This window comes from Streptococcus sp. SK643 (assembly GCF_000259505.1).
GTDB lineage: Bacteria > Bacillota > Bacilli > Lactobacillales > Streptococcaceae > Streptococcus.
Window position 1 is genome coordinate 84253 of record NZ_AJMM01000008.1, and the last position, 15359, is coordinate 99611.

Annotated in this window: 16 protein-coding genes, 1 tRNA gene and 1 other RNA gene; 12 read left to right on the forward strand and 6 right to left on the reverse strand. The window is 38.8% G+C overall.

What is annotated here, in order from left to right; translation table 11 throughout:
* Nucleotides 1-49: 49 nt before the first annotated feature.
* Nucleotides 50-274 carry a DUF4059 family protein gene (locus HMPREF1117_RS05050; protein ID WP_000926597.1) on the forward strand — a complete coding sequence of 75 codons (225 nt, stop codon included), beginning with the start codon at nucleotides 50-52 and terminating at the stop codon, nucleotides 272-274.
* A gap of 65 nt (nucleotides 275-339) precedes the next feature.
* A complete protein-coding gene (gene trxB, locus HMPREF1117_RS05055) occupies nucleotides 340-1251 on the forward strand; it encodes a thioredoxin-disulfide reductase (RefSeq protein ID WP_000272333.1) in 912 nt (303 codons plus the stop codon).
* A gap of 36 nt (nucleotides 1252-1287) precedes the next feature.
* On the opposite strand, the gene rlmB is transcribed toward trxB, so the two are convergent.
* Nucleotides 1288-2016, reverse strand: coding sequence for a 23S rRNA (guanosine(2251)-2'-O)-methyltransferase RlmB (gene rlmB / locus HMPREF1117_RS05060; RefSeq protein ID WP_000855746.1), 729 nt, complete (start codon nucleotides 2014-2016; stop codon nucleotides 1288-1290).
* Between the two features lie 44 nt (nucleotides 2017-2060).
* Nucleotides 2061-2672, reverse strand: a complete 612-nt coding sequence (def, locus tag HMPREF1117_RS05065) for a peptide deformylase (RefSeq protein ID WP_001272957.1) — start codon at nucleotides 2670-2672, stop codon at nucleotides 2061-2063.
* 174 nt (nucleotides 2673-2846) lie between these two features.
* Between def and HMPREF1117_RS11540 the strand changes: the two genes are divergently transcribed.
* The 5 genes from HMPREF1117_RS11540 (at nucleotide 2847) to HMPREF1117_RS05095 (ending at nucleotide 7066) form a co-directional block, all read left to right on the forward strand.
* Nucleotides 2847-4169, forward strand: a complete 1323-nt coding sequence (locus HMPREF1117_RS11540; protein WP_001189735.1) for a CapA family protein — start codon at nucleotides 2847-2849, stop codon at nucleotides 4167-4169.
* 24 nt (nucleotides 4170-4193) lie between these two features.
* Complete coding sequence (locus HMPREF1117_RS05085) at nucleotides 4194-5039, forward strand: HAD family hydrolase (protein ID WP_000352000.1); 846 nt, start codon at nucleotides 4194-4196, stop codon at nucleotides 5037-5039.
* A 135-nt stretch (nucleotides 5040-5174) separates the two neighbouring features.
* Nucleotides 5175-5523, forward strand: a transfer-messenger RNA (tmRNA) gene (gene ssrA, locus HMPREF1117_RS11545).
* 453 nt (nucleotides 5524-5976) lie between these two features.
* Nucleotides 5977-6064, forward strand: a tRNA-Ser gene (locus HMPREF1117_RS05090).
* A gap of 78 nt (nucleotides 6065-6142) precedes the next feature.
* A complete protein-coding gene (locus tag HMPREF1117_RS05095; protein WP_001045283.1) occupies nucleotides 6143-7066 on the forward strand; it encodes a hypothetical protein in 924 nt (307 codons plus the stop codon).
* A 142-nt stretch (nucleotides 7067-7208) separates the two neighbouring features.
* On the opposite strand, the gene HMPREF1117_RS05100 is transcribed toward HMPREF1117_RS05095, so the two are convergent.
* The gene (locus HMPREF1117_RS05100; protein WP_000808285.1) at nucleotides 7209-8492 is read right to left on the reverse strand and encodes a uracil-xanthine permease family protein; all 1284 of its coding nucleotides are present in this window, start codon (nucleotides 8490-8492) and stop codon (nucleotides 7209-7211) included.
* A 253-nt stretch (nucleotides 8493-8745) separates the two neighbouring features.
* The gene (rsmG, locus tag HMPREF1117_RS05105) at nucleotides 8746-9459 is read right to left on the reverse strand and encodes a 16S rRNA (guanine(527)-N(7))-methyltransferase RsmG (protein WP_000801924.1); all 714 of its coding nucleotides are present in this window, start codon (nucleotides 9457-9459) and stop codon (nucleotides 8746-8748) included.
* Between the two features lie 93 nt (nucleotides 9460-9552).
* Between rsmG and HMPREF1117_RS05110 the strand changes: the two genes are divergently transcribed.
* On the forward strand, nucleotides 9553-10113 hold the full coding sequence (locus HMPREF1117_RS05110; RefSeq protein WP_000219835.1) for a LemA family protein: 561 nt from the start codon (nucleotides 9553-9555) through the stop codon (nucleotides 10111-10113).
* A gap of 1 nt (nucleotide 10114) precedes the next feature.
* Nucleotides 10115-11014 (forward strand): zinc metalloprotease HtpX, encoded by a 900-nt coding sequence (gene htpX / locus HMPREF1117_RS05115; RefSeq protein ID WP_000895746.1) that lies wholly within the window; start codon nucleotides 10115-10117, stop codon nucleotides 11012-11014.
* A gap of 44 nt (nucleotides 11015-11058) precedes the next feature.
* Here the strand turns inward: htpX and HMPREF1117_RS05120 are convergent, their stop codons facing one another.
* Both HMPREF1117_RS05120 and HMPREF1117_RS0102035 read right to left on the reverse strand, forming a co-directional pair.
* On the reverse strand, nucleotides 11059-12618 hold the full coding sequence (locus HMPREF1117_RS05120) for an ATP-binding cassette domain-containing protein (RefSeq protein ID WP_029693132.1): 1560 nt from the start codon (nucleotides 12616-12618) through the stop codon (nucleotides 11059-11061).
* Between the two features lie 337 nt (nucleotides 12619-12955).
* Nucleotides 12956-13285: a hypothetical protein gene (locus tag HMPREF1117_RS0102035; RefSeq protein WP_000389567.1), complete on the reverse strand. Its 330-nt coding sequence runs from the start codon at nucleotides 13283-13285 to the stop codon at nucleotides 12956-12958.
* Between the two features lie 169 nt (nucleotides 13286-13454).
* Between HMPREF1117_RS0102035 and HMPREF1117_RS05125 the strand changes: the two genes are divergently transcribed.
* From HMPREF1117_RS05125 to pyrR, 3 genes are all read left to right on the forward strand, one after another.
* Complete coding sequence (locus tag HMPREF1117_RS05125) at nucleotides 13455-13997, forward strand: YceD family protein (protein WP_000773215.1); 543 nt, start codon at nucleotides 13455-13457, stop codon at nucleotides 13995-13997.
* On the forward strand, nucleotides 13997-14626 hold the full coding sequence (gene nth / locus HMPREF1117_RS05130) for an endonuclease III (RefSeq protein ID WP_000244441.1): 630 nt from the start codon (nucleotides 13997-13999) through the stop codon (nucleotides 14624-14626). The genes HMPREF1117_RS05125 and nth overlap by 1 nt, the downstream gene beginning before the upstream one ends.
* Nucleotides 14627-14836: 210 nt before the next feature.
* Entirely contained in the window at nucleotides 14837-15358 is a 522-nt protein-coding gene (pyrR, locus tag HMPREF1117_RS05135; protein ID WP_000644747.1) for a bifunctional pyr operon transcriptional regulator/uracil phosphoribosyltransferase PyrR, read from the forward strand.
* The last annotated feature ends 1 nt before the right edge of the window (nucleotide 15359 follow it).

Sequence of the window (15359 nt, forward strand, 5' to 3'; positions counted from 1 at the left end):
TTTGACTAGCTGAGTTTACTATTTAAAAAAGATAGAAACGAGAGAAATCATGCTACTGCAATTGTTTTCTTTATATTTCGAGAGTTTAATCATAACAGCGCTTCTAGTAGGGGCATTTTTAGGGATTTGGACAGGACTAAGACTGCTTTCTAGAGTTGATAAAACTCCTAAAGCTCGTCAAGCTCATTTTTATGATATGATCATGATTGGCATTTTGGTTATTCCAGTCTTATCTTTCGCTGTTATGAGTTTGCTATTAGTTTTCAAGGCATAATCCTTGCTTGATTAATAGAAATTAGTTAGAATAAAAATAGTTACAACAAGAAAGAAGGAATCGAAATGTACGATACTATTATTATTGGTGCTGGACCTGCAGGAATGACTGCAGCCTTGTATGCTGCTCGTAGTAATCTGAAAGTAGCTCTTATTGAAGGTGGTTTGCCAGGTGGGCAGATGAACAATACATCGGATATCGAAAACTACCCTGGTTATGCTAATATCAGTGGACCAGAGTTAGCTGAAAAGATGTTTGAACCACTTGAAAATCTTGGCGTGGAGCACCTTTATGGTTATGTAGAAAATGTTGAGGACCATGGGAACTTTAAAAAAGTCATTACAGGTGATCAAGAGTTTGAAACACGTACAGTCATCATAGCAACTGGATCTAAACACCGTCTTTTAGGAGTTCCAGGTGAAGAAGAACTTAATAGTCGTGGTGTTTCCTACTGTGCAGTGTGTGATGGAGCTTTCTTCCGTGATCAAGATTTGTTAGTAGTTGGTGGAGGCGATTCAGCAGTTGAAGAGGCACTCTTCTTGACTCGTTTTGCCAAATCCGTTACTATTGTACATCGTCGTGATGAACTCCGTGCCCAAAAAGTCTTACAAGACCGTGCTTTTGCAAATGAGAAAGTGAGCTTTATCTGGGACTCTGTTGTCAAAGAAATTAAGGGTGAAAACAGAGTAGAGTCTGTCGTATTTGAAAATGTGAAGACAGGTCAAGTAAGCGAGCAGACATTTGGTGGTGTCTTTATCTATGTTGGTCTGGACCCTGTTGGTGATTTTGTTAAAGAATTAAATATTCAAGATCAAGCAGGCTGGGTTGTCACAGATAATCATATGAAGACAGCAGTTGATGGAGTCTTTGCAGTGGGTGATGTTCGCCAAAAGGATTTACGTCAAGTCACAACAGCTGTTGGTGATGGAGCTATTGCAGGACAAGAAGCTTACAAATTTATTACTGAACATAGTTAATCAAAAAAGTTTCCAATCATTTGATTGGAAACTTTTTTAGAGTCTATTTAGAAATACTTCATACATAAGAATAGCTGCAGCAACACTGGCATTGAGGCTCTGAACATGGCCGTTCATTGGAATGGTAATCATCTCATCTACTTGTTTTTTGATGTTACTAGAGATTCCTTTTCCTTCATTTCCGATGATGAGTGCCAGTTTACCTTGAGTGTTCCATTTGTGACATGGGGTACCGTTCATATCCGTTCCAAAAATCCAGAAACCTTGATCCTTGAGTTTATCCAAAGTTTGACTAAGGTTGGTCACTCTTGCAATGGGAATGTGTTCAATAGCACCTGTGGCTGTTTTAGCAACGACAGGAGTCACACCTACAGCTCGGTGTTTAGGAATGATAACTCCTGAAACATTAGTCGCATCAGCTGTTCTTAGTATAGAGCCCAGATTGTGGGGATCAGTTAGTCCATCTAGAATCAATAGAAGTGGATTTTCTTCTTGGCATGTTTTGGCAAGGATTTGGTCCAGCTCGCTATAGGCAAATTCGGACACTCGTAGAACAAAACCTTGGTGGACAGCACCTTCAGTCATCTCAGAGAGGGATTTTTTTGAAGTCCAAGAAATGGACACCTTCTTTTCTGTAGCCAGTTCTTTGACTTTCTCAACATTCTTACCTCGGAGATCTTCTTGTAGGTAAAGCTTGTTTCCTGTGTTTGCAAGGAGGGCTTCGGTAACGGCGTGGACGCCATAGACAATATCATTTGTTTTCATGCCTCTATTATAACACAAAACCCCGTCTTGCAACGGGATTTTCTTTATTCTAGAATCAGTAAACCATCTTTAACTGCAAATGGGTCTTTTTCATTGATACGATCGTAGAACATAACACCATTGATGTGGTCAATTTCATGCTGAACAACGATGGAGTTGTAGCCTTTGAGTTTGATACGGTGTTTTTCCCCATCTTTGTCAAAATAGTCAACAGTAACGCGGGCATGGCGAACAACATAGCCGGGCACATTGCGATCTACTGACAAGCACCCTTCCCCTTCACCTAGAGCAGCATCTTGAACTGAGTGGGATACAATTTTTGGATTGTACATAATTGCTTGCAAGTCGTAGGCTTCTTGAGGAGTTTCACCTTCTTCGACGATATTAGGCACCAAAACAGCGATAATGCGTTTTGAGATATCTAACTGGGGAGCAGCCAGTCCAACACCACCGCGGAGCCCCATTTTTTCAGCCATGACAGGATCTTGGGAATGTTTAAGGAATTGCATCATCTTTTCGCCAAGGATGATTTCCTGATCAGATAGGGGGAAAGTAACTTCCTCAGCAACCGCGCGTAGAGTAGGATTCCCCTCGCGGATAATATCGTTCATATCAATTAAGTGAGCAGCTTTTGTAATACGTTCTATAGCAGACATTTTCTCTCCTTTCATTACTTCTACATGATATCACAAAATGATAAGGATTGAAAGCATTACGGCATCGAGTTTTTATAGAAAATGCCTAGTAGGTTCGATTCAATTGTGAAAGAATTACTTATCTGTGATATAATAAAAAGAAAAGGCTTGCATTAGAAAGCAGGGAGAATGAAGATGCAGAGAAGACAAGATAGACATCAAGTAGGACCAGTTTTGCGCTTTATAAGGAAAATTGTGCATTTTTTCAGGCGTTACAGTAGATGGAGTAATAAAGGATTTGTTGCTGTTCTTTTATTGGCAGTCTTTCTATCAATGGGTTTAGTGTTACTTTTTGAGAGTTTTAATGGCATGCCTTTGGCTATTCATAACAGCAATACTTTCTCTCAAGAGGAAACTAAGAAAAATCAAGAAGCTAAGAAGCAGGATGAAGAAACAAGTGCCCGTATCATGGCTCATGGAGATTTACTTTATCATGATATTATCTATATGTCAGCTAAAAAGGAAGATGGTAGCTATGATTTTCATGAGAATTTTGAGTACGTTACTCCATGGCTTAAACAGGCAGATTTGGCTATAGGTGATTTTGAAGGAACCATTAATAAAGATCATTATTTAGCGGGTTATCCTTTATTTAACGCTCCTGCTCAAGTGATGGATGCTATTAAAGATGCAGGATATCATGTTCTTGATTTAGCTCATAATCATATTTTAGACTCACAAATTGAAGGGGTTATTTCAACTGCAGATGCCATTGAAAAGGCAGGGATAACCCCAATTGGTGTATATACACATGAAGCACGTGATAAGGCTCCTCTTGTCATCAAAGAAGTCAATGGTATTAAAGTGGCTTTATTAGCGTACTCTTATGGTTTTAATGGAATTGAGCAAAATTTGTCTCAAGAAGATTATAATCGCTATCTTTCTGACTTGAATGAAGAAAAGATGAAGGCTGAGATTGAACGTGCTGAAAAAGAGGCCGATATTACAATTATTATGCCTCAGATGGGTGTAGAATACCGTATAGAACCTACTGAAGAACAGAAGGCGCTTTATCATAAGATGATTGACTGGGGAGCTGATATTATCTTTGGAGGACATCCTCACGTAGTAGAACCATCAGAGACGGTTGAAAAAGATGGAGATAAAAAACTCATTATCTACTCTATGGGGAATTTTATTTCTAACCAACGGATTGAAACGATGACTGGTGTAGAAAATGCTAAGTGGACTGAGCGAGGTGTTCTAATGGATGTAACACTTAAGAAAAAAGCTGGCAAGACTAGCATTGAGACTGCCCAAGCCCACCCTACTTGGGTGAATCGTACACCTAAAGGAACATTTTCTCCAGAAGGGTATCCACTTTATCATTATCAGACCTATATTTTGGAAGACTTTATTGAGGGTGGTAAACATCGTGACCTGTTAGATGCTGCTACAAAGGAAAGAATTGATATAGCTTACAAAGAAATGAATCAACATGTAGGATTGAAGTGGTAGTAACTGTAACTACGAGGAATTAAGATGGATATTAAAGTAATTGCGTCAGATATGGATGGGACTTTACTAGATGCTAAGGGACAAATGGACCTTCCGCGTTTAGAAAAAATATTGGATCAGTTAGATCAAAAAGGTATCCGCTTTGTCATTGCGACAGGAAATGAAGTATATCGCATGAGAGAATTACTAGGTCATCTAGTTGATAGAGTGGTGCTAGTGGTTGCTAATGGTGCAAGAATATTTGAAGCCAATCAGTTAATTCAAGCGCAGACGTGGGATGAAAGAATAGTTGAAAAAGCGATCACTCATTTTAATGACAGAGCTTGTCAAGACCAGTTTGTCGTAACATCAATGAACGGCGGCTTTGTTAAAGAAGGAACTGTATTTACAGATTTAGAGAGCTTTATGACTCCGGAAATGATTGATAAATTTTATCAACGTATGCATTTTGTCGAGGAATTGAAGCCGGAACTTTTTGGTGGTGTACTAAAAATGAGTATGGTAGTTGGAGAAGAACGCTCTGTTGCTGTATTAGCAGAAATCAATGATTTATTTGGTGGATATGTTAAAGCTGTATCAAGTGGTTTTGGTTGCATTGATATCCTACAAGATGGTATTCACAAGGCATGGGGATTGGAAGAATTACTCAAACGTTGGGACTTGAAAGCCCAGCAAATCATGGCATTTGGCGATAGTGAAAATGATGTTGAAATGCTAGAGATGGCTGGTATTGCTTATGCTATGGAAAATGCAGATGGCAAGGCTAAGTCAGTTGCAACAGCTCTAGCACCGTCTAATAGCCAAGGTGGAGTTTATCAAGTTCTAGAAAAGTGGCTTGAGGATGAAAAGTGTTTAAGCAGATATAAGTAAAAGGTTTATTGAATAATCAATATAAAATCTGAATTAGAAAGTTATCAATTCTCAATAGGGTTGATAACTTTTTAGTATTTTGACTTTGTTTTGCTTTTTTCCTTTAGATAGGGTATAATGGTTATATTGTCTTTAGGGGTCGTTACGGATTCGACAGGCATTATGAGGCATATTTTGCGACTCATCGGCAGATGTAAAAATGCCAGTTAAATATAACTGCAAAAAATAACACTTCTTACGCTCTAGCTGCCTAAAAACCAGCAGGCGTGACCCGATTTGGATTGCTCGTGTTCAATGACAGGTCTTATTATTAGCGAGATACGATCAAGTCTCGTCTAGCGGTTTGATAAGAGATTGATAGACTCGCAGTTCCTAGGCTTGAGTTATGTGTCGAGGAGCTGTTAAAACAATACATAACCTATGGTTGTAGACAAATATGTTGGCAGGTGTTTGGACGTGGGTTCGACTCCCACCGGCTCCATTATTCCTTTGCATTCTTTTGCATTCCTTGGTAAAACGTTGTTAAATCAACGTTTTTTATTTTTAAGTTCTTTATAAAAACTAAAAATATGAACTTAACATTCAAAAATTAGACATAAAATTATCAAAAAATATACCGATTTTAATCTCATCGCATGATATAATGATTGTGTACTGTGGCTTTATTGTAAAGTTAAGTTTGATTTTTAAAGAGAACAATTATCCAGAAAAAGAGGATATGTAACATAGTTTTAAATGATTCTTGAATTTGAATATTGGGTGTAATTGACTACGATTTGTAAAAAATTAAATATAGAATTAGATGCTTTATCTATAGTTGATAGAGTATTTACTTTAAAATAAAAAGATAAGCGGTTAGAAATTAAATAAACAAAAAATGATGTTTTTTCGTGATGTTAGGTTTGATAAATCCAATCGTTCTAGTATTTTTATTTTTGGAGAATTACTCAAGAGGCTGAAGAGGACGGTTTGCTAAATCGTTAGGTCGGGTAACTGGCGCGAGGGTTCGAATCCCTCATTCTCCGTTAGAATAATCTTGAGATTTTCTAAAGAAACACTCTTAGGGACTTTCTCAAAGAGTAAATTTTATAAAGAGGTGTATTATGAATAAAGTTAAGTTGCTTGGTATTTTAGCGCTGTCAGCAGTTGTCTTAGGTGCTTGTTCTTCAGTTCCGAGTCAGTCAGGATCGAATTCTGACAAAACCGAACAAACTGATAAGAAAGAAGAATCAGTCAAAGAAAAGGTTACAAAAGATGCTGAAACTTTATTAGATGCAGTTTTGACTACTGATATTGCTAAGTTTAAAAAGATTTACGGTGAAACCTATGAAAAATGGACTGAGGCAGTATTTGCGGTTCAAACTAGTGAAAAGGTAAAAGAAGATGGTCTTACACCGGCCTCTACCTATTCTGTTCAGTGGCATACTGATTTCCCTATTGAAACACCAGAAGAAACAATTACTGGTTTCTTAAAAGTAAGACGAAAAATGTTCCAAGAGATTGGTTCTTACTCTATTAAGGATGTTAAGTTAGACGAATCAGGCAGTTCAGCTACTATAACTTTTACATCTAAAAAGTTGCATTCTAAAGGTTTGGCTTCTTCAACAAGAGACGTTTTGACTACTCTAATTGGAGGGATTGACAACTTAGGTAAGTACAATACTGCGGGATCAAATGTTGATATTAAACGTTACCAAACATTGATTTCATACTGGATTTTTGAACATCTGTTTAGGCATGATTTTACTATCTATAACGATGTTGACCCTAACTTAGCGTACACACCATTTACTACTGGAGATTTTGATACTGAAATCAAATTAACCAAAGATAAGGATGGCAACTGGCTTATCTCTCAAGAGGATTATCGTACTCTAGCGACTGAGTTAATTGATAACACGGAAGGTTATGATACTGTTGTCCGAAGTAATGTTTCAAAATCTAAGGACAAAGGCAAATCTAGTGATAAATCGACAGACAACTCAACAGATAAATCCTCAGATAAAAAAGATAAAAGCAGTATCTGATAATTAGTTTAAAAGTAAAGCAAGTAGTTCATAATAGCTACTTGCTTTATTTCGTTTTATTAGCAAAAAAAGATAGTAAACTTTTTAAAAAATAAAATTTTCCAGCTTCGAATCAATTAGGATTGGAAACCGGAAAATTTTTTTAATCTTTATTTTCGTATGGCAAGATCAAGTTCAAGATGATACCTGTCATGGCTGATAGAGCAGTACCTGAAAGTGTCACTGGACCAAGTTTAAGGATAGCTCCTCCAAGACCAAGTACCAACATAGCACTTGCGATAATGAGGTTACGCATTTGACCGAAGTCTACACGTTCTTTGATCAAGACTTTCAAACCATTACTTGCGATAACACCATAGAGAAGGATTGACATACCACCAAGTACAGCATTTGGAATGGTTGAAATCAAAGCAGTAAATTTACCAAGGAAGCTAAGGGCAATCGCGATGAAGGCAGCGTTACGGATAACTGAGACAGAAGCGATACGAGTCATACCAATAACTCCTGTATTTTCTCCATAAGTTGTATTGGCTGGTCCACCAAGGAAGGCAGAAACTGAAGTTGCGATACCATCACCGAGAAGAGTACGGTGAAGACCTGGTTCTTTCAAGAATTGACGGCCACAGATTTGACCCAAAACAGTATGGTCTCCGATATGTTCAGAAATTGTTACGATAGCGATTGGCAAGATGGCGATGGTTTCTGGTCCAAAGTAAAGATTGTATTCTTTAAAGGCACCACCTGTGCTAAATGGCAAGTAGAAACCAGGAATTTCGAACCAGTTAGCTTTAAGAACTGGTGTAAAGTCAACCAAACCAAGAGTTAGTGCGAAGAGGTAACCACCGATAATGGCAAATAGGAATGGAATGATTCGTAGGAAGCCTTTTCCCTTTGTATTGATAAAGGCAGCAATCAAGAAAGTAACAACTGCTACAAGAGCATTTTTCCAGTTTCCATCAGCTACAAGACCAGCATTGGTAACAGCTGAACCAGCAAGTCCAAGACCGATAACGATGATCATAGGTCCGATGATGATTGGTGGCAAGAGTTTATCAATCCATTTTGTACCCGCAAAACGAACACTAGCAGCCACAAGGACATAGATAAAACCTGTAAGGATAACCCCTGTTTGTGCAGCTGATACATCCCCTCCTAGTTCCTTCATAGCTAGGGACATAGCTGTTATAAAGGCAAATGAAGAACCTAGATAAACGGGAACTTTAAAACCAGTTGAAATCATATAGATGAGTGTTCCAACACCTGAAGCAAAAAGGGCAACAGATACAGGCATTCCCAAAATCAAGGGTACCAAGATGGTCGCACCAAACATGGCGAAAACGTGTTGGAAGCTAAGGAGAATTCCTTTTCCAGCCGAAGGACGTTGGTCAACGTCTAGTAACAAATCAACAGTTGATTCTTGTTTCATATAAACCTCACTTTTGGGCATCAAAAAAGAGCCCATTATTTTACAGCAATAGGCCCTCAGAGTAAGACTTCTCTAAAATCTAGACTTTAAAGAGTTTTAAATATTTCTGCGTCTTCGTCACCTCACGGGATGACATTAAAAACCTTTGCTTGTGATAGTATAGCAGAAAAAAATGATTTTGTAAATCATTTTTTCCCGAGCCTAGAAATACAAGAGCGAGGCTGATTTTGTAAATCATTTTTTCACATAAAGTTTAAAGTGGACGCTTGTTGGGCATGCCAGCCTTTCTTGGATATTTATTTGGTGTTTCTTTTTTCTTTTCTACCACTGTGATGTAGCGCGGATCTCCATTAGGTAGAGCGTAGCTGAGATTGTCTTCGACCTTACTGAAGAGGAGGTTGAGGGCATTTTTGGCTTCTAACAATTCCTCTGGAGCATTGCTGGCTTTTAGTGCTAATAGTTTACCTCCGACTTTAAGATAGGGAATGGTTAATTCTGATAAAATCTGCATACGAGCTACAGCACGGGCAGTTACCAAATCAAACTGGGCACGAAAGTTTTTATCTTGGGCAAAATCTTCTGCACGACCGTGGTAGAAATGAACACCGTCTAAATCTAGTTCTTGAGCCAACAGTTGGAGGAAGTTGATGCGCTTATTTAGAGAATCAATAATAGTCACATCTAGCTGAGGATAGAGGATTTTCATAGGTAGACTAGGAAATCCTGCCCCGGCTCCAATATCAAGAAGTTTGATAGTTTCATTTGAAATTAAGCCTTGCAGAATGGGTGCAATAGAATCGTAAAAGTGTTTCAGATAGACTTCTTCTTTATCTGTAATAGCTGTAAGATTAATCTTTTCATTCCATTCAACCAAGAGCTCAAAATATCGTTCAAATTGATGTTTTTGCTGCTCTGAGAGTAAAATGTTTTGCTCCGCTAGTAAGTCGTAAAATGTTTCTGGTTTCATAATTATTTCCTTCTATAGTATCATCTTATTTTACCATATTCATAAAAAATTTGATATACTGGTACTAATCTAAAAGTAGAAAGGACTTATATCATGACTTGGATTATTCTTGGAGTTTTAGCTCTTATTGTTATTTTTGTGATTGTTAGCTATAACGGGTTAGTTAAGAATCGTATGCAAACAAAGGAGGCTTGGAGTCAGATTGATGTTCAGTTGAAACGTCGAAATGATCTCTTGCCAAACTTGATTGAGACTGTAAAAGGTTATGCCAAATATGAAGGTTCTACCCTTGAAAAGGTGGCAGAACTACGTAACCAAGTGGCGGCAACGACTTCACCAGCAGAAGCTATGAAAGCTAGTGATGCCCTTACTCGTCAGGTTTCAGGTATTTTTGCAGTTGCAGAAAGCTATCCAGATTTAAAAGCCAGTGCAAACTTTGTTAAGTTGCAAGAGGAGTTGACAAACACAGAAAATAAAATTTCTTACTCTCGTCAACTTTACAACAGTGTTGTCAGCAACTACAATGTAAAATTAGAAACTTTCCCAAGCAATATTATCGCTGGAATGTTTGGATTTAAAGCAGCAGATTTCCTTCAAACACCAGAAGAGGAAAAGGCAGTTCCTAAAGTTGATTTTAGCGGTTTAGGTGACTAAGATGTTGTTTGATCAAATTGCAAGCAATAAACGAAAAACGTGGATTTTGTTGCTGGTATTTTTCCTACTCTTAGCTCTTGTTGGCTATGCGGTTGGTTACCTCTTTATGAGGTCTGGGCTTGGTGGTTTGGTTATCGCACTGATTATCGGCTTTATCTATGCCTTGTCCATGATTTTTCAATCGACAGAGATTGTCATGTCCATGAATGGAGCGCGAGAGGTCGATGAACAAACGGCACCAGACCTCTATCATGTAGTAGAAGATATGGCTATGGTCGCTCAGATTCCTATGCCCCGTGTTTTCATCATTGATGATCCAGCCTTAAATGCCTTTGCGACAGGTTCTAACCCTCAAAACGCAGCGGTTGCTGCGACGTCAGGTCTCCTAGCTATCATGAATCGTGAAGAACTAGAAGCTGTTATGGGACATGAAGTCAGTCATATTCGTAATTTCGATATCCGTATTTCGACTATTGCTGTCGCCCTTGCTAGTGCTATCACCATGCTTTCTAGTATGGCAGGTCGTATGATGTGGTGGGGTGGAGCAAGTCGCAGACGAAGTGACGATGATAGAGATGGAAATGGTCTTGAAATCATGATGCTAGTGGTTTCCCTACTAGCTATTGTGCTGGCACCTCTCGCTGCAACCTTGGTGCAACTAGCTATTTCTCGTCAGAGGGAATTTCTAGCTGATGCTTCCAGTGTCGAGTTGACCCGCAATCCTCAAGGGATGATTAATGCTCTACGTAAGTTGGATAATAGTAAACCGATGAGTCGTCCTGTCGATGATGCCAGCAGTGCACTTTATATCAATGATCCTAAGAAAGGGGGAGGGTTCCAAAAACTCTTCTATACCCACCCACCTATTTCAGAACGTATTGAACGTTTAAAACATATGTAAAAAGAATCCAGAGATTGTCTCTGGATTTTTGCTATGTTGAAAATTTATAAATCGTCTAAATTAACTACCTCCAAACCGTGTTCTGTCAAGCGATAGATAGTCGAACAGACCTCTTTTAAGAAACGACGGTCATGCGAAACAGTGATGAGACCGCCAGGATAAGTGGCAAAGAGTTTTCTAATTTGGGGTTGAGAAGTTGGAGAAAAGTTTCGTGTGGGTTCATCCAGCAGGAGAAAGTTTGGTTTGCGCAAGACTAAATCCAAAAGCAGGAGTTTACCCTGTTGTCCGCCAGATAAGGAGCGAATTTGATGCTGCATTTCCGGATAACTGAAATTGAGACTAGCTAGGTGAGATTGGATTTTCTGAAGTTCCTCTTTTTCCCCAGTTTTACTTAGATAGTCTACTGGAGATAGCTCCAATTGTAGTTTTTTGTGATAATCTTGTGGCATAAAATCAAGAGAAATCTCTCTTTTGGCGCTTAGTAGTTGCTGTAACTTGGATAATAAAGTTGATTTCCCAACACCATTTGGGCCTATGATACCGATTTTTTCTTGGGCGCGGACAGTTAGTTGTAGTTCTTGAGCCAAAAGACGGTCGTCAATGGACAAACTTTCCTTTTCCAGTTGGATTAAGACTTTAGAAGCTGGTAATGGCTGTATATCTGAGAAAAAAAGTTGAATGTATTCTTCTTCAAGTGGCTTTTTAGTCATGGACTGAGCTACTCTTTCATAGCGTTTTTCTTGAGAGAGAACATTTTTCATCTTTTTAGCCAATAGGCGACCGGCAGTACTGTCTTTGGTAGTTCTAAGTGCAGTTTCTACATTTTGCTTGACTCGCCGATGTTTTTCGATGGTTTTATCGTAGGCTCTTTGGTCGTTAGCAGCTTGCTTGCTTTGTTTGGCAAAATTAGCCCTTCTCTGCTCACTATAGCAATCATAGTCTAAATGCTCTACTAGTGTTTCCGCTTCTTTACGGTGCTTGACCAGTCGCAAGTGGATAATAGTATCAGCCGTTTCAGAAAGAAAGTCTTCATCATGGGAAATGAAAATAACGGTTTGCCGAATCTTTTGAATCTGATTTTTTAGCCAATTAACAGTCTCAAGATCCAAGTCATTTGAAGGTTCATCTAAAAATAGAATTTCAAAGGGTTTGCCTAACTCATGGATGAGCTGAATTTTCAAAGATTCGCCCCCCGAAAGGCTCCCAATCTCTTGGTCACTAGCGAAACGATTGCTATCAAAATGCAATTCCTCAGCCAAACGATAGAGGATGCTGTAGTCTAAATCAACAGTATCTAAAAAGAAGTAGTCGTGAAGAGTTTTCTTTTTCAGCTCCTCGGGGAGTTTTTGAGGAATGTAGGCCAGTAACTGATGGTCAGACTGGATGTCGCCCCTGATAGTGAAATCAGGCAATGCTTCCCCCATTAAAGCTCGCTGCAAAGTTGACTTTCCATTTCCTTCTTCACCAATAATAGCAACCTTTTCCCCGTCTTGGATAGTCATGCTTAAGTCAGATACAAGGTCTCGTAAATCTTTGTTTTGTGTGATGGTCAGATGATTGATTTTTATCATATTGTCGCCCTTTCTAGAATGTCCATAGTGCATAACAAAAAGCTCTACTTTACCTAGTAGAGCCCAAAGTCACTGTCAAAAACGCCATTATCCACGTCGAAAATCTCTTCAAACTAGCTTAGACTTGCCTAATCCAACCCAAGAGGAGCAGATGGTTAGCTTTCTAGTTTTTTGATTTTCAATGAGGACAAGATACTAGAAAATCTAGTATAAAATAGCACATAAAAAGAGACAAAAACAAGATCTACTAAATAAAGGTTCTTTATTTGATAGACTTAGTTGTTCATGTCTCCATTACCTCCGAGTATTAGTACCTCTATCCTATACCTTTCAGGATATTTTGTCAATAGAAAATTGGAAATTCTAATTTCTAAAATCCGAAAACAGGTCCATAAAGAATTAGTACGTGTTTGACATGCTCGTAATGGAATTTATCATAGTTTCGCCAAGCAGTGCGTGCTTGATCGTTGAGTTTTAGGCTACCGAGGCCTATCAGAAGACTGGTACGTTGGTAAAATTTCTCAAGGTCAATTAAGATACTGTTATTCAACTTTTCCGCTTTTTTGAGCTCTTGTAGAGTAGTATTTAGCATCTCTTGTAGTCGAATATCATCTGCCGTACCCTGTTTGCAGCTTTGGAAACTTTTATTTAACTCGGATAGGAGTTGGGTAGCATTAGTAATGAGTTCTTTGTCTTCCATGTGAGCATCCTCCTTGCTCTGATATATTATTGCCTATAGTATAGCACTAAAAACTAAAAATGTCATAGTAAATATGTTAAAAAGTAAGAATTTTAATTACAAAGTTTGGAAGGTATGCTTGTAGGATTTTCATGGTATAATCAAGTGAGTAAATCTTTATGGAGGAAGTATGAAATTAAATATTCAAGAAATTCGTAAGCAGTCTGAAGGCTTGCATTTTGAACAAACGTTAGACCTAGCCGCAGACCTGCGTGAACGCAATCAAGAAATTTTAGATGTAAAAGATATCCTTGCAGTTGGGAAAGTACAGTACGAAGACAGTATGTATTTCTTAGATTATCAACTATCTTATACCATTGTTCTTGCTTCAAGTCGCAGTATGGAGCCAGTTGAGTTGGCTGAATCTTATCCAGTCACAGAAGTTTTCATGGAAGGAGCAACCAACCAGCTAGATCAGGAAGTTTTAGACGATGATTTGGTCTTGCCTATCAAAAATGGAGAACTTGACCTTGCTGAGAGCGTGTCAGACAATATCCTACTAAACATTCCTATTAAGGTTTTGACGGCTGAAGAAGAAGCTGGTAAAGGTTTTGTGTCAGGAAATGACTGGCAAATCATGACAGAAGAAGAATACCAAGCTCAACAAGCAGTTAAGAAAGAAGAAAACAGTCCTTTTGCTGGCTTACAAGGACTATTTGATGGAGACGAATAATGGTCTTGTCAAAAAAACGAGCACGAAAGGTGCTAGAAGAAATCATTGCTCTTTTTCCCGATGCCAAGCCCAGTCTTGATTTTACCAATCATTTTGAACTCTTGGTTGCGGTCATGTTGTCAGCTCAGACAACGGATGCAGCGGTAAATAAGGCCACACCAGGTCTCTTTGCTGCCTTTCCAACGCCACAAGCCATGTCTGTTGCGACAGAGGGTGAGATTGCTTCACACATTTCTCGTCTAGGACTGTATCGGAATAAGGCTAAATTCCTAAAAAAATGTGCTCAACAGTTACTAGACGACTTTGATGGTCAAGTTCCTCAAACACGTGAGGAATTAGAGAGTTTGGCAGGTGTTGGTCGCAAGACAGCTAATGTTGTCATGAGTGTAGGATTTGGGATTCCAGCCTTTGCAGTGGATACTCATGTGGAGCGTATTTGCAAACACCACGATATCGTCAAAAAATCAGCGACACCGCTTGAGGTGGAAAAGCGTGTCATGGATATCTTGCCATCGGAGCAGTGGTTAGCAGCTCATCAGGCCATGATTTATTTTGGAAGAGCCATTTGCCATCCTAAAAATCCAGAGTGTGACCAGTACCCACAGTTATATGATTTTAGCAATTTATAAGATGGGGGTTCAAAAGTTTTTGCTTGATTTTAGGCTCGCTTTATGCTATAGTATTTGATAATTAAATATTCCTTTAAACCTGTCCCGTGAGGCAGGCAAGGAGCGTGATAAAGTAGAAGGGTGAAGTCTATACTGTTTGCAGTAGGGCTTGCTTAGCTATACATTTCAAGTCTCCTTGTTTAAGGAGACTTTTCTTTTTGGAGGTTTGTCATGAAGGCAAAAGAAGTTGTAGACGAATTGACCGTCAAGCGAGCGATTACGCGTATTACTTATGAGATTATCGAACGCAACAAAGATTTGAATAAAATCGTCTTGGCTGGTATTAAAACTCGCGGTGTCTTTATCGCACACCGAATCCAAGAACGTTTGGAGCAGCTAGAAAATCTTTCAGTTCCTGTTGTGGAATTGGATACGAAACCTTTCCGTGATGATGTTAAAAGTGGGGAAGATACTTCTTTGGTTTCTGTTGATGTAACAGACCGAGAAGTTATCTTGGTGGATGATGTGCTTTATACAGGCCGTACTATCCGCGCTGCTATTGATAATATTGTAGGTCATGGTCGTCCTGCGCGCGTGAGTTTAGCAGTTCTAGTCGATCGTGGACATAGAGAATTGCCAATCCGTCCAGATTACGTTGGAAAAAATATCCCAACTAGTCGTTCTGAAGAAATCATCGTAGAGATGGCAGAACTTGATGGCCAAGACAGAGTTCTGATTACTGAAGAAGCTTAGA